The following is a 21827-nucleotide window of genomic DNA, read 5'->3' as shown; positions in this document are numbered from 1 at the left end:
GCGCCGCCCCAGGGGCAACTTCCGCATCTCGTCGCCCGAACCCTGTTTCTCCCGACGTCGGGAGATGACCACAGGCAACGAAAGGCGAAGGAATTCGACACGGGATTCTTGGCGGTGCAGAATGCTGTTGTACGAACCGGGCGTCCCGCCGCCCACGGATCACGCCGGATTCTCCGCATCCGGATTCCCCGCATCCGGATTCGTCGTCAGGCCGTATCCGCATTTCGGGCAGACGCTGTGTTCGTCCGCCTTCTTCGGCGCCTCCGCCTTCTTCGTGTTCGTCGAGGCACCGGGGTCGCCGTCGCCGCCGCCCCCTTCGTCGTGCGCCTTGCGGGCGAGCGCCCGCGAGGTGCGCAGCTCCTCCCGCAGGCTGCGCACGGACAGCCGTTTCGCCTCGGCCCTGGTCAGCAGCGCTTCCTGCTGCTCGACTTCGAGCCCGGCGACCTCGGCGTGATGGCTCCACGACAGGCTGGTGCGGCGCCGGGATACGGCGAAGCGGGACGCCACGTACGCCATGTTCATCAGTGTCTGCGGGTCGTAGCCGGTGATGCGGGCGGCCCTTGCGTACTTCTCCCCGAAAGCGCTGTTCCCGAAGTTCACCCAGTCCCCGATCCACCAGGCGATGCCGCGACCGAGGGTGCCGAGCCGCTGTCCCTGCACGATCCATTCGGCGATGTCCATGCTGCCGGGTGCTTCCCAGGCGACCGCGTTCACGGCCGGTCGTGCGTGCCGCCGATTGCTCGGCTGCCTGATGGCTTCGGTGGTTTCCATCGAGGTGTTGGACATGGGAAATTCCTCCTTCACCAACGGAATGCGCAGGCGGCGGCGAAATCCCCCGCGTGCGCGAAGCCGGCCGTGACGACGAGATCGCCCGGTGCGATGCGCCCCCGGGTCACGGCGTCGTGCAGGGTCACCGGGACCGCGGCGCCGTAGAGGTTTCCGTAGCGGTCGTAGGTGTTCAGATGACGCTCTTCTTCGATGTCGAGTTCCGTTCGCCAATTGCGCAGGAAGATGCGGTTCGGTTGATTGGTGATGAACGCGTCGACGTCCGCGACGTCGAAACCGCACTCGTCGGCCAGCTCCCGCACCAGCTCCGGCACGATGCGATTGCCGAATTCCACGGTGTCCTTGGTCACCGCCGGGTCGAACCGCACGTCGAGGACGCTCGGTCCGCTCTCCCAGTAGTGCCGCCCGTCGTCCGTCGCCATGCCGATGTCACGGGCGGTCGACGGGGTGTTCCTGGTGCGCACGCCCAGCAGCCGGCCGCCGGTCTCCGCACCGGCGGCCAGATATGCGACGCCGCAGCCGTCGCCGGCCACCAGGCTGTGCTGCTTGAAGCGGTTCCCGTCCTGCTCGAAAATCTGGCCCGCGGTGTTCTGGACGTTGGCGACGAGCACGCCGCGCGCCCGGCCCGCGCCGACGAAGGTCGCGGCGATCTCCATCATGTACTGGAACGAGGCACAGCCGCCGTTGTGCACGTCGAGGACGGTCCGGGGCGCGATGCCCAGTCGGTGCGCGGTGTCGGCGCCGCTGCCGGTGAACAGGTCGTCGGGCAGCAGCACGTTGGTGAGCAGCAGGTCCACGTGGCGGGCCGGGTCGAGGCCGAGCCGGTCGAACATCGGCAGCGCGGCCCGCTCGATCAGCTCGCTGGCCCGGTCCCCCGGCTTGACGTGGTGGCGGCGCTGCGGCGGGCGGAACAGCGGCCCGCGGTCCATGGGGCTGAGTTCCAGGCCCGCCGCCAGGTAGTGCTCCAGGTCGATGGGCTCGTGGGGGAGGTAGCTGCCGGTGCCCACGATGCCGACGGCGGGCGTCGAGACGGCCATGTGGTGCGTCCTTCCGATGAGGGGCGGGCGGGCGTGACCGGGGCGCGCTGGGGTGCCCCGGTCGCGGCGCAGCAGTTCAGTCCAGCGACACCCGGGCCAGTGGCTGCACCAGCCCCTGGCTGAGCAGCGCCCGGCAGCGGAACCGCTGGATCTTCCCGCTCGGCGTCTTGGGCAGGGCGCCCCGCGGCAGGAAGAGGCACTCCGACAGGGCCACTCCGGCCTTGTCCATCGCCAGCGAGGCCGCCTCTTCGGCGAGGCGCCGGTAGTCCCGTGGATTCCCCATCGGCTCGGCCAGCAGGACGAGTTGGGAGCCGTTCGAGGTGCCGGCGTCGACGAGGGCGGCGCACCCCTTGCGGATGTGGGTCAGGGAGTCGACGGCCGCCTCGATCTCGGACGCGTAGATCTTCCGGCCGCTCACCGACAGCATGTCGTCGACCCGGCCGAGCACGTACAGCTCGTCGTCGCGCACGAAGCCGAGGTCGCCGGTCCTGAGCCAGCCGTCCCGGAACCGCTCCGCGGTCAGCTCCGGGTCGCCGTGGTAGCCGTTGGCCAGACTGGGCGAGGAGACCTCGATCTGGCCGACCGCGCCGATCCGCACCGACACCCCGGGCAGGGCGACGCCGTTGGAGACCAGTCGGGTGGCCCGCGGGTGGTCCGGTGCGACCTCGGACACCGTGCCGTCCAGGATCGCGGCCCCGTCGACGGCGATCGAACCCGGCTTGTCCGCCCACGGCTTCCCGGTCACCGCGAGCGTGGCCTCGGCCATGCCGTACGCGGGCTGGAAGGCGGTGTCGGCGAGGCCGAAGGGCCGGAACTTCGCCGTGGCGGCGGTGAGCGTGTCCCAGTCGACGCGTTCGGCGCCGATCACGGCGGCGCGCAGCCGCAACGGCTTCGGGAGGCCGCCGCTGCCCTGGGCGCGGGTGGCGAGGTGCACGGCCGTGCTGGTGCCCGCCGTCATGGTCGACCCGTACTCGGACATGTCCCGGAACCAGGACCGCGGCGCCATGCCGAACCGCTCCGGGGTCGACAGGACGAAGTCGAAGTCGTACGCCCAGGAGTACAGCAGACACCCGAACATGCCCATGTCGTGGGAGAGCGGCAGCCAGGAGGTGACGGTGTCCGCGCCGGGGCGCCCACCGGTCAGGTGCAGGATGATCTCCAGCTGTTCCTCGATGGCGCGGGTGGTGAGGGCGCACCCCTTGGGCGTGCTGGTGCTGCCGGAGGAGTACTGGACGAACGCCACGTCGTCCCGTCCGGGCGGGCTCGGCTCCAGCGGCCCGGACGTGCCGTGCAGCGTCGACCAGCCGCGGACGGGGAGCCCTCGCGTCACCTCCTGCGGGAGCAGCGGGGCGAACGCGTCGTCGAGTAGGAGGAGTTCGGGGTCGAGTCGGGCCAGCAGCGCGACGAGTTGTTCGCCGTACGCCTCGGGGCTCTGGCCCCGGGTGGGCAGCGGCAGCGAGGCGACCGCCCCGCCGGCCAGCCACACCCCGAGCAGGCCGCGGACGGTGTCGGGCGTGTTGGTCAGGATGCACGCCACGCGGGTGCCGGGCCGTACGCCGAGGGAGCGGAGCTCGGCAGCCGCGCGGCGCGCGTCCCGGGCGACGTCGCGCCAGGGGGTGTGCTCGAACTCGTCACCGTTCCACACGTGCAGTACGCCGTGGGAGTCCCCGTGGGTGAGGGCGTCGAAGAATTGCATGCGCTACTCCACGTCCACCAGGGAGGCGTCGGTCCCGTTGCCGCGGTCCGCCATGGGGGCCAGCTTCTGCTGGGCCTCCAGCAGGCTGCGCTGGTCGAGCGCGGTGCCGCTGACCCGGCTGACGTTGGCTTCGCGCATGGTCATGCGCTCGGGGTCGATGCGGATGACCTTCCAGGCCAGGCCGGTCTTCTCCAGGCTCCAGATGAGCATGGCGCTGAGGTCCACCTCGTACCACTTCATGCCGTGCCGTGCGGAGCGGGGGAACGCGTGGTGGTTGTTGTGCCACGCCTCGCCGAACGACGGGATCGACAGCCAGGCCACGTTGCGGGACTCGTCGGTGGTCTTGAAGCGGCGCCGGCCGAAGTAGTGGCCCACCGAATTCACCGCGTACGTCATGTGGTTGATCAGGAAGATGCGCACCACGCCGCCCCACAGCATGCCGGTCAGCGCCGCGCGGACGTCGCCGCCGGTGATCGCGAAGGCGAGGACGCCGGACAGCAGCACGCCGCCCGTGACCACGAGGAGGATGTGCTGGCTGAGCCAGCGCAGGGACTTCTCCCGGACCAGGTCGGGGCAGTAGCGCATGGGCTCCGAGGTCAGCTCGGTGTCGAAGAGCCATCCCAGGTGCGAGTGCCACAGGCCGGCGAGAGCGCCCTTGAAGCCCGGCTCGAAGTCGAGGTGGGGGCTGTGCGGGTCGCCCGCCTTGTCGGCCACGCGGTGATGCTTGCGGTGATGGGCGGCCCAGATCAGCGGCGGCCCCTGCGCGGCCATCACGCCGGCCGTCGCCAGGGCGATGCGAATGGGCTTGTAGGTCTCGAAGGAGCGGTGGGTCAGCATGCGGTGATAGCCGGCGGAGATGCCGAAGCCGGAGATCGCATACATGATCACCAGCACTACCACGTCCGACCACCCGAAGATCCTGTTCCACAACAGGACCATGGCGCCGAGGACCCCGACGAGCGGGATCAGCGACGCTCCGAGTATGAACCAGCGATGTTCTCGGCCGTCCATGGGCTTGTCGTCTCCCGGGAGTTGGCTGACTGCGGAAGCGTGCGCCCGCCGCCTTCCGGCGCGCCGGAAGGCGGCGGGAGGAGTGGTGGGGCGGGAGGAGTGCGGAACGATGCCGTGCAGCCCGGCGGCGGCGCCGTCGGCGGGCGGCGCGGGACCATTGCGGAATCCACGGGCCGCCCGGACCGGGGCTGTCGGGATAACTGAAGCATCTCAACCCGCATTTGTCAGCAAGAACGTTCCCCGAAGGGCATCGCCCTAAAGGGCAATGGTCAAGTTTGCGAAGTGCCGGGTAACGTGGCTCCGCGCCAGGGGTCACCCCGCCGAAATCATCACGCCGACCGCGGCACCAGGTCGCGCTCTCAGCCAATTTCCGCTCGGCGGCCGGCAGTGCCGCAACAGGCACGCCCCGAAGAATCCTCGACCAACGCACGGCACGCACCCGCACGGGAAGGTTGTCCGTTGATTACCATTGAACTCGTCTGTGAACGCATCGCCAAGAAGCTCGGCAGCAAGGCGTCCACGGTGACCCTAGACGCAGACACCACTTTCTCCTCGATCGGCCTGTCGAGCCTTCAGATAGCCGACATCGTCTACGGCATCGAGGACGACTTCGACATTCAGTTCGACGAGAGTCGGGCGGCCGGCATCAAGACCGTCGGCGAACTGGTCAAGCTCGCCGAGGAAACGACCCGCGACAGCTCCGCCGCGTGACCGCCGTCGATTACCAGGGCGCGACCGCCGAAGCGATCCGGCACCACTACGACGTGTCCAACGAGTTCTTCGGCCTGTGGCTGGACACGACCCGGACGTACACCTGCGCCCTGTGGGCCGAAGGCGAATCGGCCGAAGGCGGATCCGCCGCGGGGGAATCGGCCGGGGACGAAACGACCGGGGACGAAACGGCCGGGGGCGACACCCTGGAGAGCGCCCAACGGCGCAAGCTGGACTACCTCATCGAAGGGGCGAGGGCCGGCGGCGCACGGCGCGTGCTCGACATCGGGTGCGGCTGGGGCAGCCTCCTCGACCGCCTGGTCACGGCGCACGACGTGGGTCACGCGGTGGGCCTCACCCTCAGCGACAGCCAAGCGGAGCACCTGATCGGGCGCGCGCTCGCGCGGACCGAGGTGCGGGTGGAGAACTGGCTCGACCACGAGCCCGCCGAGGGCTACGACGCCGTCATCTCCATCGGTGCCTTCGAGCACTTCGCGAGCACTGGTCTGACGCGCCCCGCCCGCGTCGCGGCGTACCGGGAGTTCTTCGAACGCTGCCGGACGTGGCTCCCGAAGGGAGGCAGGCTCGCGCTCCAGACCAACATCAAGGGCAACAACGTGATGATGGACCGACAGACCGTCGCGGACCTGCTGTTCATCATTGAAATGATCTTCCCGGAGTCCGAGATTCCCGCGCTGTCCGAAGTCATCGAGGCGAGCGAGAAGCACTTCGACGTCGTCACCGTGCGCAATGATCCGGACCATTACAGCCGGACCTGCCGGGAATGGCTGCGTCGACTGCAAGCCAACCGGGCCGCGGCCGTGAAATGCGCGGGCGAACAGGTCGTCGCCGACTACGAACGCTATCTCGGCGCCACCGTCGGGCACTTCGAAAAGCGCCACCTAGGTCTTTCGAGGATCATTCTCGAATCCGTCTGACCAGGGCTGGCACCGCAGCTTGCACTGCACCCGGCATCGCGCCCGGCACCGCGGCCTGCACCGCGGCCTGTCATGAGCTGACCGATCGCTCCAACGGGGCCTACTGAGGGGCACTCCTTGGTTTCGTACAAACACGTCGTCTATTGGCACGACACCGAGCAGGTCGTCCCCGGCGACCCCCTGCGCGGCCGGGTCGACTGCGACGTCTGCATCGTCGGCGGCGGTTTCACCGGACTGTGGGCCGCGTACTTCCTCAAGGAGGCCGAACCGGCGCTCGACATCCGGATCGTGGAGGCAAAGCACTCCGGGTACGGGGCCTCCGGTCGGGCCGACGGCTTCGTCACGCCCACCGTCGGCAAGGACATCCAGGCGCTGGTCGACGAGTTCGGGTTGGACCGCGCCCTCGACGCGTCGCGGGCGGTCGGCCGGTCCATCCTGGAGATCGGCAGGTTCACCCGGCGCCATCGCGTCGACGCCGACTACGAGGCCAACGACTACCTCATGGTGGCCACCAGCCCGGCGCAGGTGAAGCGGTTGGAACACGACCGCGAGCTGGCCGAGCGCATGGGTGCGGCGCAGGCCGAAGTCCTCTCGCAGGACGCGACGCGGGAACTCGTCGGCTCCCCCGCCCTGTTGGCCGGCATGCGCACCGGTGGCGCCCTGGTCAACCCGTTCAAGCTGGCACGGGGGATCGCCCGCACGGTCCGGGACATGGGCGTCACGATCCACGACGACTCGCCGTGCCTGCGCGTGGAGCCGGGCATACGCCCCCGCGTGATCACCACCGGCGGGGAGGTGACCGCGGACAAGGTCGTCCTCGCCACCAACGCGCACATGGACGCCTTCCCCCCGTTCCGCCGGAAGATCGCGCCGATCTGGACGTACGCGATGATCAGCGAGCCGCTCACCGACGGCCAGCTCGCCCGCGTCCCCTGGGCGGGGCGCGAGGGGCTGGTGGAGGCGAAGTCCCTGCTGACCTGCGCCCGGCTCACCCGCGACAACCGCGTCATGTTCGCCGGCGGCCCCGCGCCGTACTACTTCGGCCGGGACAAGCGCCAGCGGAACATGAACCGCCCCGAGGTGTACCGGAAGCTGTACGCCGAGTTCCTGCGCTTCTTCCCGATGTGGGCGGACGTCGAGTTCAGCTACGCGTACGGCGGAGTGGCGGACGTGGTGCGGGACTTCGCGCCCCACTTCGGCACCCTCGCGGGCGGCTCCGTCCTGTACGGGTACGGCTACTGCGGGAACGGCATCGCGGCCACCCACACCGGCGGCAAGGTGCTGCGCGACCTGGCCCTCGGCAAGGACTCCGACTACTCCCGGCTGCTCTTCGTCGACGGCGAGCACCGCAGGCCGCCGCGGTCGTTCCCGCCCGAGCCGGCCCTCTACCTCGGCGCGCGGGCGGCGACGCGGCTCATGGACTGGAAGGACGCACGCTCATGAGCCGCCGCACAACGGTGTTGCTGACCGGCGCGTCCGGCGTGGTGGGTCGCAGCGTGCTGCGCGAGGCCGGCGCGGGTGACCTGCGGATCGTGCCCCTCGCGCACAGCGCGCAGGTCCCCGAGGCCGTCGAGCCGGTCCTGCGCTGCGACCTGACGGCCGAGCGCCTCGGGCTCGACCGCGCCGCTTACGACGCGCTCGTCGCCGACGTCGACGTCGTCGTCCACTCCGCGGGCCTGACCGAGTGGGGCCTGCCCGCCGAAGCCTACGAACCCCTGAACGTGGACGGCACCCGGCGGGTCGTCGAGTTCGCCGAACGCGCCGGCGCGCCGGTCCACTTCATGAGCAGCGCCTTCGTCGCGGCGCTCGCCCCCGGCGCCCGCGCCGAGCTGCGGAGGGACAACGTCTGCCGCAACTACCTCGACTCCAAGAGGCGGGCGGAAGGACTCCTGCGCGACAGCGGCCTGCCGCACACCGTCTTCCGGCCGACCAACCTCATCGGGGACTCCACCACCGGCTGGACGTCCAAGGGGCAGATCGTGCAGGTCATGTCCGACTGGCTGGCGCGCGGCAGGGCCCCGTTCGTCCCCGTGTACCCGGACGCCCGGATGGACTTCGTACCGCAGGACCTGCTGGCGAAGGCGGTGCTGCGGTCCGTTGAACTCGGCGACGAGGAGGGCGAATTCTGGGTGACGTACGGCCCGGAGGCCATGGACGTCGAGACCTGTCTAGCGGTCCTGGCCAAGCACGCCGGCGAGCGGGGCCGGTCGCTGGTGCCGCCGCCGCTGAAGGACGGCGCGGCCCTCGCCCCGGAGACCCTCGCGGCCTGTGCGCCGATGGCCCGCTCGTACCTCTCGGTGCTGCGCGACGTCGGCGAGGTGACCTGGTGCAGCGGCGGCGTCCTGCCCACCTCGATGCCGGAGCTGCGGGAGCGCTACGGCGTTCCCGGGATCGACGACACGACGGCGTACGCGCGCAGCCTCGCGTACGCCGCCGCGCACCTGTGACGAGACGAACGGAAGGACGCACGTGGTGAGTGAGCTCTGGAACGCCCCCGACCTGGGCGGAAGGGTGGCGGTGGTCACCGGGGCCAGCAGGGGCGTCGGGCGCGGCGTCGCCCTGGCGCTCGGCTCCGCGGGCGCGACCGTCTACGTCACCGGCCGCAGCGCCCGCGGCGGCCCCCGCACCGAGGACCTGCCCGGCACCGTGGAGGACACCGCGGAGGAGGTGACCCGGCGCGGCGGCAAGGGCGTCGCCGTGCTCTGCGACCACCGGTCGAACGAGGAGAACACGGCGCTGGCCGAGCGGGTGCGGTCCGGCTCCGGGCGGCTCGACCTCCTGGTCAACAACGCGTGGGGCGGGTACGAACGCTCCTCCGAGGTCGCCTTCGACGCGCCCTTCTGGGAGCAGCCGATGTGGCGCTACGGCCTCTTCGAGGGCTCGCTGCGCGCGCAGTACGACGTGACCGCCCGGCTGGTGCCGCTGATGCTGCCGCAGCGCAGCGGCCTGGTCGTGGGCATCAGCTTCTCCGACGGGGAGACCTATCTCGGCCAGGTCGGCTACGACATCTTCAAGACGGCCGCCGACCGGATGTGCCGCGGCTTCGCGAAGGACCTGCGCAAGAAGGGGATCGCCGCGGTCTCCCTGCACCCGGGGTTCGTGCGGACGGAGCGGGTGGAAGCCGCGTGGGAGGCGATGGGCAGCGGACCGGCGTCCGTCGTGCACTCGCCGGAGTACGTGGGGCGGGCCGTGGCCCATCTGCTCGCCGACGAGAAGGCCGCGGAACGGTCCGGGCAGGTGCTGGCCACCGGCGACCTGGCGGCCGAGTACGACTTCGACGACGTGGACGGGCGGCGCCCGCCCGCGTTCCGTCTGGAGGGCCGGATGAGCCTGGCGACCCGGATGGACCGGCTGAACCGGGTGGTGGGGCGCGCGGGACGGCAGCCGTGAGCCCGCTGCGTACGACCGGGCACGTCCCGGCCGCGGTTCACCCGAGGCGGAGCTGTTCGATCCGCAACACCGTCGGTGCGCCCGCTCCCGCGCCCTTGGCCGCGCTCTCGCCTCTCGCCGTGCGGTGCTGCACGGCGACGGCCGCCCGGTACCCGTCGGGCGCCGGTACGTCCGCGAGGGACCAGCCCGCAGGTCCCGGCGGTGCCCAGGTCGGCGCGAACTCCTCGGCCAGACCGACATGGTGAGTGCCGAGCCCCGCCGCGAGACCGGCACCGGTCCCCTTGAGGTACGCCTCCTTGCGCACCAGACAGCCGAGCACGGCCGCCCCTCGCCGGGCCGCGGGCACCTCGGCGAGGGCGCGCCGCTCGTCCGGATGCAGCCGGCGACCGGCCCGCGCGAGGCCGTCCCGTACGAGCTCCTCGGACTCGATGTCGGCCCCGACGGGCTCGCTCGCCAGCGCGAACAGCGCCGTGTCCCCGGCGTGCGAGAGCGAGAAGTGCACATCGGGGCGGGCGGCCAGGGCGGGGCGGCCGTGCGGGAGTTCGCAGTCGGGCATCCCGCACCGCTCCCGGGTGAACTCGACGTTCCCGGGAGCGGTGCCCGTGTGCGCTGCGAGCAGCACCCGCAGACCCACGTGGGACGTCACGTAGCGGGCCCGCGCGGCTTCGTCGCGGAACTCCGCGCTGCGCCGCGCCTCTTCGGCGTCCAGGAGGTGGGCCGCCCGGGCCGCTGCCGCTGCGTGGTCCCGGAGCGACAGCAGCCACACGGCCACCTCGTGCGGGCCGGTCGGTCCCGCGTCCGACGGCGGGACGGGAGCCGTCATTACCGTCTGTCGCCGGCGGCGTGCTCCGAGCGAGCTGCTTCCGTCTTTCCGGCTACCGTCTTTCCGGCTACCGCCGTCGTTCCGGCTTCCGACATTCCAATGGACAGGAGTACGACCTCCACCCGGGATTTCAATCCCAGTTTCCGAGTGATGCTCGTCAGATGGGATTTCACAGTTCTTTCGGCAATCCCAAGACGACGAGATAGCGCACGATTGCTCTCCCCGGCCGCCATGACCGCGAGCACCTCGCGCTCACGCGGCGTCAACACCTGTAATGCGGACCGCTGCTTCGGGTCCGCACCCAAGCGAGAGCTCACCATTTCCTCTGGGACATCTTTGTCCCTGCGCATCGGAAACTCGTCCCCGTTGACCAAACTCTCCTACCCCCTCAGACTTCCCGCACAACAGAAGGAATCGGTCAACCGCCCAAAGGCCCGTAGTCGCACCATCGGCCGAATAGCAGACTAGGCAACCGCGCGGTCGATGAAAGGGCCATCATTCCAGCAGCACCACGATAACCACAAGGCTTCACTTGTGTAATAACAGTGACGGTACCGAGCAGTACCTGGAGTTGACCCACCTTGCACACTGACTTGGTCTCAAATGCCCAGATACCCGGCGCCGGTTCCCGGATAGCGGCCGTCGCCGGGGCGCGTCCGGATCGAATAGTGCGCAACGCGGAGCTGGCAGCGTCTCTCGGCGTTTCGGCAGAGTGGATCGAACGCCGCACGGGCATTCGAGAACGTCGCTTCGCGGGCCCGGAAGAAAGCGTACCCAAGATGGCGGCCAACGCGGCCGGCAAGGCGCTTTCCGCTGCCGGTCTCACCCCGGCCGACGTGGACCTCGTGGTGCTGGCGACGTGCTCCATGCCCTCGTCGATGCCGGGCGGAGCGGCGTCGGTGGCGGCGCTGCTCGGCATCGGGGGGACCGCCGCGTTCGACGTCAACGCGGCGTGCGCGGGGTTCTGCTACGGCCTCGGCATCGCCGACGGCCTGGTGCGGGCCGGAACGAGCCGCTGTGCGCTGGTCGTCGGCGCGGAGCGGATGACGGACTGGGTGGACCCCGCGGACGTGAACACGGCCCCCATCTTCGCCGACGGCGCGGGCGCGGCGGTCGTCGTGCCGGCACCGGAGACGGGGATCCACCCGGTCGTCTGGGGCGGGGACGGCAACCGCGCTTCGCTGATCACCATCCCGGACCGCCACGGCCACGTGATGATGCAGGGTCAGCCGGTGTACCGGTGGGCGACCACGGAGCTCGTCGCGGTGGCGGAGGAAGCCTGCGCGCGCTCCGGCCGCCGTCCCGCCGACCTCAAGGGCCTGGTGACCCACCAGGCCAACCTCCGTCTGCTGGAGCTGCTGGCGTCCCGGCTGGGAGCGGTGAACGCGGCGGTGGCCCGGGACGTGGTGGAGGCGGGCAACACGTCAGCCGCCTCCGTGCCGCTGGCCCTGTCACGGCTCGTCGCCCAGGGCGACTTGCAGCCCGGAGACCCGGTGCTCCTCCTCGGCTTCGGCGCGGGCCTCAGCTATGCGGGCCAGGTAATCCACTGCCCGTAGCCCTACGGGCGGCTCGCGGGTGGACGTTGCCGCCGTTCCCCTGCGGGAGCGCTGGTCTCCGCGGCCCGGTGGTGGGTTTCTCGCGCAGTTCCGCCCCCTACGCCCAGAGGGCGTGGGGGGGGACCCCCAGCGCCCCCTGTTTCGCTTCCCCGTCATGGCTACCTGCGGGCCGAGGGTTTTAGGGGCGCGGGGAACTGCGCGAACAACCACAGACGGGCCGCAGACGCCGCAACACAGCCCGCCGCACGGCGAGAGCGTAGGCGTGGGCATGACGTAAACGGGTAGGGGCGGGTACGGGGACCCGCTCTCTCCTTCGAGGACGGGTGCCCAGGTTCGGGCCCCGTGGTCTCCCGGTCCCCTCCCGTCGCGCGGCGTGGCGCGCAGGACAGCGCTGTCCTGCGCGCCCAGCCGCGTTCGACGTGCGGGTCTCCTACGCACCGGTCGCGTCCGCGGCTCACCGCCCGGGCCGTCACACGTACCGGATCAACGGGAGGGGGCTGCCATGCGGGACACCCATCGGGCCGAAGCTGAGCGGCTGTTGGTACGCGCTGTGGAGGAAGAGGCGCGACGGACCGGAGGGCAGACGGACACCGGCACCCTGCTCGCCCGCGCGCGGTCCGCCCTCGATTCCATGGCCGAGGTCGTCGGCGAGGAGTACGCGGCGTACGAGCACGCGTCGGCGCAGGCGGAAGCGGCGACGGCGCCGCTCGCCGACCGGTTCGCCTGGCGGAACCTGTCGACGCCCGCGCTGGTGACCGCCGTCTCCGCGCTCGCCGCCGTCGGCGCCGACCTCGCCCTGGACACCTCCACCAGCACCGCGCTCGGCGCGGGCGCGGTCGTCGCGGTGGCCGGCGCCGCGGCCACGGTCGTCAAGGCGACCACCGCCCACTGGCCCGCGGCGCACCGCACGGCGGGCGCGCTCGGCCAGCCCGGCGGCCCCGAGCAGTTGCGGCTCCAGTGGCTGACCGCGCTGGAGGTCCGCGGCATCCGGCCCTTCTTGGACCAGCAGCGGATGCTCGCCGCGGCGAGCGCACGCGGACGCACCGGACGTACCGGCTCCGCCGCGAAGGCCACCGACCGGCCGCGGGTCACCGACCGCAGCGCCGCGGCCCGCCGCCGCTCCGTCCTGGAGCAGTCCTTCGGGCATCTGCCGGAGCCCAAGGGCCCGTTCGCGGGGCGGCGGGAGGCGATGAACCAGATCGCGCAGTGGGTGCACGCGGCCCGGGTGTCGACCGAGACGAAGCCGACGGTCGTCGTGCTGTACGGCCGGCAGGGCTCGGGCCGCAGCACGCTGGCCGTCCGCGCCGCGCACCATCTGAAGGACCAGTTCCGGGGCGCGTGCGTGGTCGACCTGCGGGGCAACAGCGGACGTCCGCTCACCACCCGCGACGCCCTGCTGCACCTGCTCAACCGGCTCGGTGCGCCCCGTGAGCAACTGCTCTTCCGCGAGCGGTCGTCCGCCGAACAGCAGGTGCGCCGGCTCGCCGAGCTGTACCACCAGCACCTGACGGGCCTGCCGGTGACCGTCGTCCTCGACGACGCCAACGACCCCGCCCAGGTGCGCACCCTGGTGCCGGAGCGCTCCGACAGCCTGGTGCTGGTCACGGCGCGGGAGAAGCTGGAGCTGCCGGACGACATACCGGCGTGGGTGCACCAACTGCCGGTGGACGCGCTGGACGACGCGGGCGCCGAGGAGCTGCTGCGGGAGGTCTCCGCGGCCCCGGCGGACGGCCCGTACGACGCCCAGGGCACCGAGCGGGTGCGGGAGCTGTGCGGCGGGCTGCCGCTGGCGCTGCGCGTCGCCGGCACCTCGCTGGGCGCCCGCACCGCCACCCGGCTCGCGGCCGACCTCGTCGCGTACGAGCAGCTCGACCCGGTCGAGCGGGCGCTGTCGCTGCGCTACGCGGACCAGCCGGAGCAGGGGCGGCGGCTGCTGCGCCGGCTCGCGCTGGCCGGCCGCGCCTCGCTGGGCGCCGCCGCCGCGGCTGCGCTGCTCGCCACCGACGAGACGGAGTCGCTGCGGCTGCTGCGGGAGCTGGCGGACGCCGGGCTGATCGACCGGGTGCGCTCCTCGCGCTACCGCCTGCACGAGTCCGTGCGCACCTTCGCCCGCGCCCGGCTCCTCGAAGAGGAGGAGGCCGCCGAGCGCACCGCCGCGCAGGAGCGGCTGATCCAGAACTACGCGGACCTGGCCGGCGCCGTGATCCGCATGGTCGACGGCAAGCTGTCCACCCGGGCCGGGAAGTTCGACGCGCACGGCTTCCCGTCGCTGGAGTCCGCGCTGCGCTGGCTCGACGACGAGTCCAGCTTCATCACCTCCGCCCTGCGGTACGCGGAGGGCGTCGACCAGCAGACGGTGCTCAACCTGCTGGGCGCGCTGGCGGACTACTGCCTGCTCCGCGGCGACCTGTACCGGCTCGGCGAGATCAGCGAGCTGTCCCAGGCCGTCGACAAGGGGCTGCTGGAGCGGGCGGTGCAGCTGCGCACCGGCATCGCCGCGCGTCAGCTCGGCGAGCTGGACAAGGCCCGTACCACGCTGTCGTCGGTCGTCGGCCTGTACCGCGACGCCCGCAACGACTCCGGCACCGCCCTCGCGCTCTGCTCCCTCGGCATCACCCTGCACCACCAGGGCAACCTCACCGAGGCGGCGGTGAAGCTGACCGAGGCGATCGCGCTCCAGTCGTCCGACGAGCAGTCCGAGGACCGGGCGTGGTCGCTGCACGCGCTCGCCGCCGTCCGCCGCGACCAGGCGAACCTCGCGGAGGCGCTGACCCTGCTGGCGACGGCGCTGGAGCTGCACCGGGAGGGCGAGTCGCTGCACGGCGAGGCGTGGACCCACTTCCAGCTCGGCCAGGTGTGCCTGCGGATGGGCGACGTGCCGCGCGCCGAGACGGAACTGGCGACCGCGCTGGAACAGTACGGGCGGACCCGCGACGGCCGCGGCGAGGCGTGGGCGCTGACGCAGCTCGCGCGGGCTCGGCTGGTCGACGGGGACTCCGGGCCCGCGGTGGACCGGCTCCGCGAGGCCCTGGCGCGCCACCGCGACAACGAGGACGCCCGCGGCGAGGCGTGGACGCTGTACTACCTGGGGCAGGCGCTGGAGGAGCGCGGCGACCTCGACCAGGCGGTGCGGGAGTTGGAGCGGGCGCGCACCATGTTCTCCCGGATGCGGGACGTGTACGGGCTGGCGTGCGCCCGCCACCACTCCGGCCGGGTCACCCGCGACCTGCGCGCGGCCCAGACCGGCAACCTGCGCAACTCCGGCTTCGCCCGCCAGCTCCTGGTGGACGCGCGCGCCGACTTCCGCCGCATCGGGGTCGCGCACGGCGAGGCGTGGACCTGTCTGGAACTGGCGCTGATCGACGCCGGGAACGGCCGGCCGGCGCAGGCGCTCGCGCTGTGCGACGAGGCGGTGGAGCTGTTCGCCTCGTACCGGGACGACCGCGGCGCGGACTGGGCCCGCTTCCTGCGCTGCACCCTGCTGCCGTTCGCCTCCCCCGGCGGTACGGAGGTCGGCGGGGTCGTCGCGCAGGAGGAGCTGTCCCGCCTGGTGGGCGAGGTGCACCCGAGCCGCGACGGCAAGCTGGTGGAGTGCGCGGAGGCGCTGGTGGTGATGTTGGACCGGGGCGTACGGCTGGAGGACGGCTGGCAGGCGTGGCACCTGGGCCTGGTCCCCACCCGGCACGCCCGCGAGGTCATGGGCGTGCCCACGCCGTAACGGCTCGTAGGGGCGCTGGTGACTCCAGCGCCCCTCACGGCACGACCGGCACGACCGGCACGACCGGCGCGCGACGGCGGGCTACGCCGACTTCGTCGCGCTCCGGTCCGCGGCGGCACCGTCGTCCGCGGTGCCCGCCGCCCCCGTGCCGCCGCCCGCCGACGAGGTCACCGTGGACGACTCGTCGAACGAGATCCGGTTCATGTGTCGGTTCATGGACTTCATCAGGAACCACACCCCGACCGCCAGACCCGCGAAGATCAGGAACCCCAGGACGCCCGGGGTCACCTTGTTCTTGTCCAGCTCCTGCGCGAGCTCGGTCGCGTGCATCATTGCCAGGTTTGCGCTAGCGCTCATGTCAGGCATTGTCGCGGATGCCCGCGAAGAGGTCGTCCTCGGGGAGGGATGTACCGACGAGCGCCTTCGCCAGCTCGTACTCCTCGGTGGGCCAGACCTCCTTCTGGAGCTCCAGCGGGACCCGGAACCAGCCGCCGTCGGGGTCGATCTGCGTGGCGTGCGCGATCAGCGCCTTGTCGCGGATCTCGAAGAAGTCGGCGCAGGGCACGTGGGTCGTCAGGGTGCGCTCCTCGCGCTCGAACTCCTTCCAGCGCTCCAGCCACTCCCCGTACGGCGACTCCAGGCCCCGCGCGAGCAGCGCCTCGTGCAGCGCGACGGTGCGCGGGCGGTTGAAGCCCTGGTTGTAGTAGAGCTTCAGCGGCTGGTACACCGGGCCGAACTCGGACTCCGGGAAGCGCTCCGGGTCCGCCGCGCCCTCGAAGGCCACCATGGTGATCTTGTGGGTCATGATGTGGTCGGGGTGCGGGTACCCGCCGTTCTCGTCGTACGTGGTGATCACCTGCGGGCGGAACGAGCGGATCGAGCGCACCAGCCGGCCGGCCGCCTTCTCCACGTCCTCCAGGGCGAAGCACCCGTCGGGCAGCGGCGGCAGCGGGTCGCCCTCGGGCAGGCCGGAGTCGACGAACCCGAGCCATTCCTGCCGTACGCCGAGGATCTGGCGGGCCTCGTCCATCTCCTTGCGGCGCACCTCGTGGATGTTCGCCTCGATGTACGCGTCGCCCTGGAGCTTGGGGTTGAGGATGGAGCCGCGCTCGCCTCCCGTGCAGGTCACGACCAGCACGTCCACCCCCTCGGAAACATACTTGGCCATCGTCGCCGCGCCCTTGCTCGACTCGTCGTCGGGGTGGGCGTGCACGGCCATCAGTCGCAGCTGCTCAGTCAAAGCGGGATCCTCATTGATTGGTCGGTCGGCACGGCTTCTATAGTGACCGAATCGGGCGGCGGAAAATTCCGGCCGTCCGTCCCGTCCACGCGGAGAGGAATGACCATGAGCGGCGTGCGCGAGCAGCTTCCCGAGTCCCGTTACGGGCGCTCGGCGGACCAGCGCGCCGATCGTCGCCTCAAGGTCCTGGGCGCGGTCCTCGGCGCGGGCTTCCTCGCGATGGTCGGCTGGTTCGGCTACGACTACATCGCCGGGCAGAAGATCAGCGCCGAGATGATCAAGTTCGACGTGACCTCCGACACCGAGGTGCAGGCGCACCTGGAGATCCGCAAGAACGCGGACGCGACGGGCAGCTGCACCGTGCGCTCCCGCTCGGCGGACGGTGCGGAGGTCGGCCGCCTGGACGTCCGGGTGGACCAGCGGGGCGAGACCCGGATCGACCAGGTGGTCAAGATCCGGACCACGGCGCGGGGCACGACGGCCGAGCTGGTGCAGTGCACCGACGACTGAGCCGTCGGAGCCGGCCCGCCGGCTGACCCCGCGGACGACGGCCGACGGCCGTCAGTGGTTCATCGGAAAAAAGCACTGCCGGGTTGCCCAGGGATCAATCCCTGACCTGCGTTGATGCCAATCTGATGGCTTTTGTTCTCCCCCTTTCGGCACGAAATTGTTAGGGTCGTGGTTTCGCCCTCCTGTGGCAGCACATGCTTCTGGGTAGGGCGAAGCTTTGTATCCCAGTACCTACGAGGAGCACCTGTGACCCAGACCAGCGAGAACGTCACCTGGCTCACCCAGGAGGCGTACAACCAGCTCAAGGCCGAGCTGGAGTACCTGTCTGGTCCCGCGCGCACTGAGATCGCCAAGAAGATCGAGGCGGCTCGCGAGGAGGGCGACCTGCGGGAGAACGGCGGGTACCACGCGGCCAAGGAGGAGCAGGGCAAGCAGGAGCTCCGCGTGCGCCAGCTGACCCAGCTCCTGGAGAACGCGAAGGTCGGCGACACCCCGCCGGACGACGGCGTCGTGGAGCCGGGCATGGTCGTGACGATCGCCTTCGACGGCGACGAGGACGACACCCTGACGTTCCTGATGGCCTCCCGCGAGTACGCCAGCAGCGACATCGAGACGTACTCCCCGCAGTCCCCGCTGGGCACGGGAGTGAACGGCAAGAAGGTCGGCGACACCGCGGACTACGAGCTGCCGAACGGCAAGCTGGCGTCGGTGAAGATCCTCGCCGCCAAGCCGTACACCGGCTGACCCCTACGCGTACGCGACAGCGCCCCCGGAGCCCGGCTCCGGGGGCGCTCTCCGTCGTGCGCGGGGTCAGCTCCCCGCGGAGCGGTACTTGCGGACCGCCAGGGTGCGGAAGACCACGATGATCAGGACGGACCAGATCAGCGACGCCCACACCGGGTGCTGCATGGGCCAGGCGTCCGGGACCGGATAGCCCGGCGGCAGGTTGCCGAAGAGTTCGCGGCAGGCCTGGACGGTGGCGCTGAAGGGGTTCCAGTTCGCGATGGTCTGGAGGAAGGTCGGCATGTTCTCCGACGGCACGAAGGCGTTCGAGATGAACGTCAGCGGGAAGAGCCAGATCAGTCCGCCGGAGGTGGCCGCCTCGGGGGTGCGCACGGACAGGCCGATCAGCGCGCCGATCCAGGTGAAGGCGTAGCCCAGCAGGAGCAGCAGCCCGAAGGCGGCGAGCGCCTTGGGGACGCCCTCGTGGATGCGCCAGCCCACCAGGAGGGCGACGCCGGCCAGCACGACGAGGGTCAGCGCGGTCTGCACGAGGTCCGCGAGGGTGCGACCGGTGAGGACCGCGCCCTGCGCCATCGGCAGCGAGCGGAAGCGGTCGATCAGGCCGCGGTGCATGTCGTCCGCGATGCCGGCGCCCGCGCCGGCCGTGGCGAAGGTCACCGTCTGGGCGAAGATGCCCGCCATCAGGAACTCGCGGTATCCGGAGGAGCTGAGTCCGGCGCCGGGGACGTTGATCGAGCCGCCGAAGACGTAGCTGAACAGCACGACGAACATCACGGGCTGGATCAGCCCGAAGAGCACGATCTCGGGGATCCGGGTCATCCGGATCAGGTTGCGGCGGGCGATGACGAGCGAGTCGGAGACCGACTGGGCGACGCCGCCGCGCGGCTTGGGGGTCGCGACGTCGGCGACCTTCGTGGCGGTGGTCACTTCACGCCCTCCTTGGAGGCGGTACGGCCGGCCGGCGGCGCGCCCTCTTCCGCGGCGCCCTCTTCCCCGCCGTCCTCCGCCACGGCGGCGTGGCCGGTCAGCGATATGAAGACGTCGTCGAGGGTGGGGCGGCGCAGTCCGATGTCGTCGATCTCGATGCCCCGGGCGTCCAGTTCGCGGATGATCTCGGCGAGCAGCTTGGCGCCGCCGGTGACCGGCACGGTGAGCTTGCGGGTGTGGTCGGCCACGGCCACCTCGCCCTTGCCGAGGGCATGGAGCACCTCGCGGGCGTCGGCGATGCGCCCGTGTTCGTGGACGACGACCTCGACGCGCTCGCCGCCCGTCTGGGCCTTGAGCTCGTCGGCGGTGCCGCGGGCGATGACCCTGCCGTGGTCGACGACGGCGATGGCGTCGGCGAGATGGTCCGCCTCTTCCAGGTACTGGGTGGTCAGCAGCAGCGTCGTACCCCCCTTGACCAGCTCTTCGATGACGGTCCACAACTGCTGGCGGTTGCGCGGGTCGAGTCCGGTGGTGGGCTCATCCATGAACATCACGGGCGGCGCGACGACGAGGGCCGCGGCGAGGTCGAGGCGGCGGCGCATGCCGCCGGAGTAGGTCTTGGCGGGCCGGTCGGCGGCTTCCGCGAGGTTGAAGCGCTCCAGCAGCTCGGCGGCGCGGGCCTTGGCGGCGCGCGAGCCCATTTGGTAGAGCTGGCCGACCATGTGCAGGTTCTCGCGGCCGGTGAGGTACTCGTCGACCGCGGCGAACTGGCCCGAGAGCCCGATGGAGCGGCGGACTTCGTTGGGGTGCTTGAGAACGTCGATTCCGGCGACGACGGCCCGGCCGGCGTCGGGCTGGAGCAGGGTGGTCAACACTCGGACGGTGGTGGTCTTCCCGGCGCCGTTGGGGCCGAGGAGTCCGAGCACCGTGCCTTCGGGGACGTCGATGTCGACGCCGTCCAGAGCCTTGACCGCGCCGAAGGACTTCACCAGACCTTCGGCGTAAATGGCGCCTGGCATTGGGGTCTCCCAGGATGGCGGTTGGGTGATTCACGCTCACGCAAGATGTCCAGGTTTGCAACACTTGGCCGACTTTTCCACCGCAAATGGAAGCGCGGCGGGGTCGGGCGGGGTCGCCAAGACCCGGCAGAGCGCGACGAGGGGCCCACCGTAACGCGATGTATCGCGTCTCTCAACCTATTTGGACGCGATACATCGCGCCCGCCTCCAGAGCTGCGGAAAGCCTCGGACGCCCCCGGAGATCCGTCGATCAGCCGATCAGCCCTGTGAGACCACCTCGTACCCCGCCGCCCGCAGCGCCTGCGTGACCTCGGTGCAGTGCTCGGGCCCCTTCGTCTCCAACCGCAACTCCACCTCGACCTCGGAGAGCCCGAGCCGGGGATCGGTGCGCACGTGGCTGACGTCCAGGACGTTGGCGTCCACCGCGGACAGCGCGGACAGCAGCCCCGCCAGCGCGCCCGGCCGATCGGTGAGCCGCAGCCGCAGCGACAGGTAGCGGCCCGCGGCGGCCATCCCGTGCCGCAGGACGCGCTGGAGCAGCAGCGGATCCACGTTCCCGCCCGACAGCACCGCGACCACCGGCCCCTCGAAGGCGTGCGGATCGCTCAGCAGCGCCGCCACCGGACTCGCCCCCGCCGGCTCCACCACCAGCTTCGCCCGCTCCAGACAGAGCAGCAGCCCACTGGCGAGTTCGTCCTCGCTGACCGTGCGCACCTCGTCGACGAGGTCGCGGACGAGGGCGAACGGCACGTCCCCGGGCCGGCCCACCTTGATGCCGTCCGCCATGGTCACCGGCGCCCCGACCGTGACCGGCCGCCCGGCCGAGAGCGAGGGCGGATACGCCGCCGAGCCCTCCGCCTGCACCCCGACGATCCGCACGTCGGGCCGGACCGCCTTGACCGCGACCGCGATGCCGGCGATCAGCCCGCCGCCCCCGACGCCCACCACGATCGTGCGCACTTCCGGGCACTGTTCGAGGATCTCCAGGCCCACCGTGCCCTGCCCCGCGATCACGTCCGGGTGGTCGAAGGGGTGAATGAAGACCGCACCCGTCGTACGCGCGTACTCCTGCGCCGCCTCCAGGGTCTCCTCGATCACCTGCCCGTGCAGCCGCACCTCGGCACCGTACTCGCGGGTCGCCGCGACCTTCGGCAGCGGAGCGCCCTGCGGCATGAACACGGTCGAGTGGACTCCGAGGAGCGCCGAGGCGAGGGCCACGCCCTGCGCGTGGTTGCCCGCCGAGGCGGCGACGACGCCCGCCGCGCGCTCCTCGGGGCGCAGCCCGGAGATCCGCACGTACGCGCCGCGCAGCTTGAAGGACCCGGTGCGCTGGAGGTTCTCGCACTTCAGGTGGACCGGCGCGGCGACCAGCCGGGACAGATAGCGGCTGCCCTCCAGCGCGGTGACCCGGGCGACGCCGGTCAGCATCTTCTGCGCCCCCCGGACGTCATCGATGATCACGGGAGGGAAGGTGCCGCGCGTCGTGAAGCTCATGACCTCCAGTCTCGCAGCTTCGCGACGCACGCGTTCGAGGGCGTACGACGGGTGCGCGACGAGCACGTTCGAGAGCGGACGACGGGTGCGCGACGAGCACGTTCGGGGGCGTACGACCGTGTGCGGCAAGCGCGTTCGGCGCGGTTGCACCCTTCCTCGCCGCATCCCCGCCGCTTCCCCGCCGGTTTTCCCAGGGCCCGTACGGACCGCCTGCGGGCCGCGTACTC

20 protein-coding genes are annotated in these 21827 nt (G+C 71.3%); 9 read left to right on the top strand and 11 right to left on the bottom strand.

Translation table 11 applies throughout. The features are described 5' to 3' along the window. Positions 1–159: 159 nt before the first annotated feature. The 4 genes from ABZ842_RS21155 to ABZ842_RS21140 all read right to left on the bottom strand — a co-directional run bounded on the left by ABZ842_RS21155 (position 160) and on the right by ABZ842_RS21140 (position 4530). Positions 160–786, bottom strand: coding sequence for a hypothetical protein (locus ABZ842_RS21155; RefSeq protein ID WP_361538590.1), 627 nt, complete (start codon positions 784–786; stop codon positions 160–162). Positions 787–800: 14 nt separating this feature from the next. Further along, positions 801–1823 (bottom strand): 3-oxoacyl-[acyl-carrier-protein] synthase III C-terminal domain-containing protein, encoded by a 1023-nt coding sequence (locus tag ABZ842_RS21150; protein ID WP_361538588.1) that lies wholly within the window; start codon positions 1821–1823, stop codon positions 801–803. A gap of 76 nt (positions 1824–1899) precedes the next feature. Next, complete coding sequence (locus tag ABZ842_RS21145; RefSeq protein WP_361538586.1) at positions 1900–3519, bottom strand: AMP-binding protein; 1620 nt, start codon at positions 3517–3519, stop codon at positions 1900–1902. A 3-nt stretch (positions 3520–3522) separates the two neighbouring features. Continuing rightward, positions 3523–4530, bottom strand: a complete 1008-nt coding sequence (locus tag ABZ842_RS21140; protein WP_361538585.1) for an acyl-CoA desaturase — start codon at positions 4528–4530, stop codon at positions 3523–3525. Between the two features lie 459 nt (positions 4531–4989). Between ABZ842_RS21140 and ABZ842_RS21135 the strand changes: the two genes are divergently transcribed. From ABZ842_RS21135 to ABZ842_RS21115, 5 genes are all read left to right on the top strand, one after another. Further along, positions 4990–5241, top strand: coding sequence for a phosphopantetheine-binding protein (locus ABZ842_RS21135; RefSeq protein ID WP_361538583.1), 252 nt, complete (start codon positions 4990–4992; stop codon positions 5239–5241). Beyond that, positions 5238–6179: a cyclopropane-fatty-acyl-phospholipid synthase family protein gene (locus tag ABZ842_RS21130; protein ID WP_361538581.1), complete on the top strand. Its 942-nt coding sequence runs from the start codon at positions 5238–5240 to the stop codon at positions 6177–6179. Before ABZ842_RS21135 ends, ABZ842_RS21130 begins: the two co-directional genes overlap by 4 nt. A 117-nt stretch (positions 6180–6296) precedes the next feature. Beyond that, entirely contained in the window at positions 6297–7622 is a 1326-nt protein-coding gene (locus ABZ842_RS21125; protein ID WP_361538579.1) for an FAD-binding oxidoreductase, read from the top strand. Next, positions 7619–8626, top strand: a complete 1008-nt coding sequence (locus tag ABZ842_RS21120) for an SDR family oxidoreductase (RefSeq protein WP_361538577.1) — start codon at positions 7619–7621, stop codon at positions 8624–8626. The genes ABZ842_RS21125 and ABZ842_RS21120 overlap by 4 nt, the downstream gene beginning before the upstream one ends. A gap of 25 nt (positions 8627–8651) precedes the next feature. Then, on the top strand, positions 8652–9569 hold the full coding sequence (locus ABZ842_RS21115) for an SDR family NAD(P)-dependent oxidoreductase (RefSeq protein ID WP_361538575.1): 918 nt from the start codon (positions 8652–8654) through the stop codon (positions 9567–9569). A 37-nt stretch (positions 9570–9606) separates the two neighbouring features. Here ABZ842_RS21115 and ABZ842_RS21110 read toward each other — a convergent pair whose 3' ends face one another. Continuing rightward, a complete protein-coding gene (locus ABZ842_RS21110; protein ID WP_361538573.1) occupies positions 9607–10392 on the bottom strand; it encodes a 4'-phosphopantetheinyl transferase superfamily protein in 786 nt (261 codons plus the stop codon). Continuing rightward, the gene (locus ABZ842_RS21105) at positions 10392–10712 is read right to left on the bottom strand and encodes a helix-turn-helix transcriptional regulator (protein ID WP_361538637.1); all 321 of its coding nucleotides are present in this window, start codon (positions 10710–10712) and stop codon (positions 10392–10394) included. Before ABZ842_RS21105 ends, ABZ842_RS21110 begins: the two co-directional genes overlap by 1 nt. A 291-nt stretch (positions 10713–11003) precedes the next feature. On the opposite strand from ABZ842_RS21105, the gene ABZ842_RS21100 reads away from it, so the two are divergent. Both ABZ842_RS21100 and ABZ842_RS21095 read left to right on the top strand, forming a co-directional pair. Then, the gene (locus tag ABZ842_RS21100; protein ID WP_361538635.1) at positions 11004–11948 is read left to right on the top strand and encodes a beta-ketoacyl-ACP synthase III; all 945 of its coding nucleotides are present in this window, start codon (positions 11004–11006) and stop codon (positions 11946–11948) included. Between the two features lie 502 nt (positions 11949–12450). Continuing rightward, positions 12451–15666, top strand: a complete 3216-nt coding sequence (locus ABZ842_RS21095) for a tetratricopeptide repeat protein (protein WP_361538571.1) — start codon at positions 12451–12453, stop codon at positions 15664–15666. Between the two features lie 81 nt (positions 15667–15747). Here ABZ842_RS21095 and ABZ842_RS21090 read toward each other — a convergent pair whose 3' ends face one another. Further along, positions 15748–16032, bottom strand: coding sequence for a hypothetical protein (locus ABZ842_RS21090; protein ID WP_361538569.1), 285 nt, complete (start codon positions 16030–16032; stop codon positions 15748–15750). Next, positions 16025–16906 carry a mycothiol conjugate amidase Mca gene (mca, locus tag ABZ842_RS21085; protein ID WP_361538567.1) on the bottom strand — a complete coding sequence of 294 codons (882 nt, stop codon included), beginning with the start codon at positions 16904–16906 and terminating at the stop codon, positions 16025–16027. Before mca ends, ABZ842_RS21090 begins: the two co-directional genes overlap by 8 nt. Positions 16907–17011: 105 nt before the next feature. Between mca and ABZ842_RS21080 the strand changes: the two genes are divergently transcribed. Together ABZ842_RS21080 and greA are read left to right on the top strand one after the other, a co-directional pair. Then, a complete protein-coding gene (locus ABZ842_RS21080) occupies positions 17012–17416 on the top strand; it encodes a DUF4307 domain-containing protein (RefSeq protein ID WP_361538565.1) in 405 nt (134 codons plus the stop codon). A gap of 246 nt (positions 17417–17662) precedes the next feature. Further along, positions 17663–18160, top strand: a complete 498-nt coding sequence (gene greA, locus ABZ842_RS21075; protein WP_361538563.1) for a transcription elongation factor GreA — start codon at positions 17663–17665, stop codon at positions 18158–18160. Between the two features lie 66 nt (positions 18161–18226). Here greA and ABZ842_RS21070 read toward each other — a convergent pair whose 3' ends face one another. The 3 genes from ABZ842_RS21070 to ilvA all read right to left on the bottom strand — a co-directional run bounded on the left by ABZ842_RS21070 (position 18227) and on the right by ilvA (position 21600). Continuing rightward, a complete protein-coding gene (locus tag ABZ842_RS21070; RefSeq protein ID WP_361538561.1) occupies positions 18227–19087 on the bottom strand; it encodes an ABC transporter permease in 861 nt (286 codons plus the stop codon). After that, positions 19084–20106, bottom strand: a complete 1023-nt coding sequence (locus tag ABZ842_RS21065; protein WP_361538559.1) for an ATP-binding cassette domain-containing protein — start codon at positions 20104–20106, stop codon at positions 19084–19086. Before ABZ842_RS21065 ends, ABZ842_RS21070 begins: the two co-directional genes overlap by 4 nt. 258 nt (positions 20107–20364) lie before the next feature. Continuing rightward, positions 20365–21600 carry a threonine ammonia-lyase gene (gene ilvA, locus ABZ842_RS21060; protein WP_361538557.1) on the bottom strand — a complete coding sequence of 412 codons (1236 nt, stop codon included), beginning with the start codon at positions 21598–21600 and terminating at the stop codon, positions 20365–20367. Between the last annotated feature and the right edge of the window lie 227 nt (positions 21601–21827).

It is taken from the genome of Streptomyces sp. NPDC047315, from assembly GCF_040643215.1.
Lineage (GTDB): Bacteria > Actinomycetota > Actinomycetes > Streptomycetales > Streptomycetaceae > Streptomyces.
This window is presented reverse-complemented; position numbering and strand designations above follow the sequence as displayed.

Excerpts from the sequence above, each read along its gene's own strand:
- ABZ842_RS21155 (WP_361538590.1), bottom strand. The coding sequence starts at position 786 with ATGTCCAACACCTCGATGGAAACCACCGAAGCCATCAGGCAGCCGAGC.
- ABZ842_RS21150 (WP_361538588.1), bottom strand. The coding sequence starts at position 1,823 with ATGGCCGTCTCGACGCCCGCCGTCGGCATCGTGGGCACCGGCAGCTAC.
- ABZ842_RS21145 (WP_361538586.1), bottom strand. The coding sequence starts at position 3,519 with ATGCAATTCTTCGACGCCCTCACCCACGGGGACTCCCACGGCGTACTG.
- ABZ842_RS21140 (WP_361538585.1), bottom strand. The coding sequence starts at position 4,530 with ATGGACGGCCGAGAACATCGCTGGTTCATACTCGGAGCGTCGCTGATC.
- ABZ842_RS21120 (WP_361538577.1), top strand. The coding sequence starts at position 7,619 with ATGAGCCGCCGCACAACGGTGTTGCTGACCGGCGCGTCCGGCGTGGTG.
- ABZ842_RS21110 (WP_361538573.1), bottom strand. The coding sequence starts at position 10,392 with ATGACGGCTCCCGTCCCGCCGTCGGACGCGGGACCGACCGGCCCGCAC.
- ABZ842_RS21105 (WP_361538637.1), bottom strand. The coding sequence starts at position 10,712 with ATGGTGAGCTCTCGCTTGGGTGCGGACCCGAAGCAGCGGTCCGCATTA.
- ABZ842_RS21095 (WP_361538571.1), top strand. The coding sequence starts at position 12,451 with ATGCGGGACACCCATCGGGCCGAAGCTGAGCGGCTGTTGGTACGCGCT.
- ABZ842_RS21090 (WP_361538569.1), bottom strand. The coding sequence starts at position 16,032 with ATGCCTGACATGAGCGCTAGCGCAAACCTGGCAATGATGCACGCGACC.
- ABZ842_RS21080 (WP_361538565.1), top strand. The coding sequence starts at position 17,012 with ATGAGCGGCGTGCGCGAGCAGCTTCCCGAGTCCCGTTACGGGCGCTCG.
- ABZ842_RS21065 (WP_361538559.1), bottom strand. The coding sequence starts at position 20,106 with ATGCCAGGCGCCATTTACGCCGAAGGTCTGGTGAAGTCCTTCGGCGCG.
- ilvA (WP_361538557.1), bottom strand. The coding sequence starts at position 21,600 with ATGAGCTTCACGACGCGCGGCACCTTCCCTCCCGTGATCATCGATGAC.